Annotated in this window: 3 protein-coding genes; 1 reads left to right on the forward strand and 2 read right to left on the reverse strand. The window is 57.4% G+C overall.

The genetic code is table 11. From position 1 onward, the window contains the following. The coding region (locus ACVOL0_RS20240; protein WP_481550607.1) for a hypothetical protein at window positions 1–329 on the forward strand (329 nt) is incomplete at its 5' end. Window positions 330–677: 348 nt separating this feature from the next. On the opposite strand, the gene ACVOL0_RS20245 is transcribed toward ACVOL0_RS20240, so the two are convergent. Continuing rightward, window positions 678–962, reverse strand: a complete 285-nt coding sequence (locus ACVOL0_RS20245; RefSeq protein ID WP_481507742.1) for a hypothetical protein — start codon at window positions 960–962, stop codon at window positions 678–680. A 787-nt stretch (window positions 963–1749) separates the two neighbouring features. Next, on the reverse strand, window positions 1750–3014 hold a 1265-nt coding region (locus tag ACVOL0_RS20250), incomplete at its 5' end, for an Hsp70 family protein (protein WP_481550608.1).

Genomic DNA, 3014 nt, shown 5'->3' on the forward strand with positions numbered 1-3014 from the left:
GAAACCCGTCGAAAAGCGTCAGAAACGGCGCAAAATCGATCATATCGAGGTCGACTTGGCGCCTTGACGCTGAAATCCAAGTATCAGAGCGCTTTGATCAGACCTTCCTTAAGTTTCTTTCATGTTTTTTTGCAATCGCCCCGTTTCGCAGCCAGCGCGCCGCGCTATCGAAAAGTATTCTTTTTGTCTTATTTCAAATAGTTAGCACAGCCAGCGAACGATTCGTCGTCGAGGAGAAATCCGCCTCCTCCCGCTACATCGCTTTTCGCGTCCTTTTTGGAACGCTAAGTTCCCCGATCGCATCCACTTATCGTCCCGTCACTTCTTGAAACGACGCCTTCCAGATCAAAGCCGTACCGATTTCGGGCACGCTCCCACCTTGTACGTTACGGTCGCACTGGTGCCCACAGGCGTCGCCTCACGCGTCTGCCCGGTGTCAGAAAGCTGACTTTCGGCCCAACAATGGCCGCTGATCTGGCTCTTCGAGCAGTCCATCATTGCCAGTTGGATCACTCTGCTGCGACAACAGCGCAAATAAGCAGGCGCAATCCGCCGTCTACGCCGCAAGGGCTGTTGCCCCATCTGCGTCAAGATCATAGGGACCTTCGCTTACCACGGGTCGTATGCTTTGGATCGGATGCCAATGCATCACGGCGATACAGATCACTTGCAGGTCATTAGCGCCCCATTTCTTCTGCCATCCAGATGCGGACGAGTTGCTCGGCCAGCCGCAGGTCAGGTTTGTTCTCCTGCGCCAGTGTCTTACCCAACGGCTCGGAGATTTCATAACCAAACACGCCTGGGTAGCCGTCAACGCCAGCTAACTCGGTGTAGACGATGGCCAACATGATCGCCACTTCGTGCAGGAAGGAACAATCCTCTACAGTCAGCGGCACGGATGCGCTACTCCAGCCAGCGCCCAGTAGAGCCAGGTCAATAGGGTCGAAATTGAGTGTACTCATCTTTGATATTCCATTAGTAGTATCTGTTGGGTGCGGCCACCTCCTCGCCACGCAACGCGTCGCGGCCATATACGTGATAGTCGAATTGGTAGCGGAGACGCTCGAGCATTTCTTCTACACCACCTGTCCCGTTCATAAAACAATCCACAAGGGAGCCGCGTCCGTTGAATTCACCAATATAGGCATCGCGGAAGTTGCCCAAGGTGACATCTACGGACCACCTCAGGGAGTCGTAATTGGCGTCGAACGCGGCGCGTTAGCTAGGCAAGACCGGAAGCTCTCGATCCGGCTACAACCGTCCGCGATTTCCGGGGTAAAGCCCAGCATTACTTGGCGTCACTGGATACCAATGCCGCCTCAAGTGGCCGACGCGATAGCCCGCGGGGGGACCGATCGACCGCGGGCCACTTTCGATCGATGCGTTGGGTGGCACCGAACGACGCTCGGGGGCCGTCGTAGAACAAAGAACGCATGCGGCGAAGTCACAAAAACTGAAGATGGAGGCTGCCAGAGCAGGGGTTCGTCGAACTCTCGACCCACGCCATGAAGGCTGCGAGTACATGCTGGATCAACGTCGTCACATCAGCGGTCTCGCCGTACGCCTGCGCGTGCAGCGCAGGGACCGCTCGAGGTCGATCTTAAGGAAAACAGGACAAGAGAGGGTCAGTTTGACGCTCTTGGGCTTACTAAGGGCTATCGTTCTGCGTGACTGTTACCGGACACGGCACGCCCGAGCGTTCGGTCGTCCTATTTGCCCTCCAATCATGAGTCAGAAATACACTCGCGTTCACGCTTGGGCACCACCATCGGCGCCTGCAGCCCATGCCAGACCGGTGACCACGGCCAACGATGCATCACCGCGGAAAATGGGGATCCCCGGGAACACCTTTTCGACCAAGGAGGGAATCATGGCCGCCTGGGACATGCCCCCTGTCAGCAGCACAATATCTGGTGCGCAGGATGCCTGCTCCTTGGCAGTGCGTAAGAGTTGCTCGAGCCGCTGCGAAAGGTCTTCGGATGCTTGCTCAAGGAGTTGGTGATCTAACGGACAAGTAAGCCCGTCTTCTATATAGCTGAGTTTGAGCCGGCGGCGCGAATCCGATCCGAGGTTGATCCTAGCCCGTTCCACGGAGCGATTAAGCCGCACTGTATGGCCCGGGCACTGAAGTGCCACCAATCTCGCACGATATGGCTCATCGATCAGGCAGAAGTCGGCCACCTGAAAGTCACGCTGCTGCTTCGCATCGTGAACACTAGCTGCCCAAGCGTAGAAGTGCACCGGGGTTGAGGTGACATGCTTGCCAAACAGCGGCATCACACCTTTCAGGCTCAGCTCGAGATCAACGTCGGTGCCACCTCTCGGTTCGCCCCAGGAAGCTAGGATCTCAGGCGCTGGTAAATCTCCACCAACGCGGGCCATGGCGATGTCGGTGGTACCGCCACCGATGTCAAAGATCAGCACCCGAGTTGGCAACTCAACTTGGCGGTGGTGCTCGAAGGCTGCTGCTGCCGGCTCCTCAAGAAAACTGACCTCTTCAAAACCGGCAGCCATCGCCGCGTCGGTAAGGATGGATAGGGCCATCTCGTTGCCCGCCTCCCCTTGGGAGCTGCGGAAAGCCACGGGGCGACCGAGCACAGCCTTGCGCACGTCCGTTCCGAGTTGGGCCGAGGCGGTCTCCCGGATGTAGGACAAGATATGCGTGGAAATGCTCAGAAGCGTCTCACGAGCGCTGGGGAGCAAGGCATAACCGAGCATCGACTTCGGCGACACCACCAAGTGTCCTTCGCCAGATCGCATGAAGGCCTTCATCGCCTCCTCGCCATACAATGCGTCCTTGATGCTTGCTGACTGTGCGCGAGCAGCTATAACCTCCCCCCTAGCCCAATCGCGCCGGACAGAGCCCACCGCCGCATCGTAAAAACTAGAGTCACCCTGGGCTTTAAGGATGCTCTGAACAATTCCTCGGCGACAATAGCGCAAGGTTCGACGGATGACGACGATGCAGCTGAGCTTCGGGGACGCGGAACACACGGGCAAGCGGAAGAAGACGC

This window comes from Stenotrophomonas sp. STEN021, from assembly GCF_056760175.1.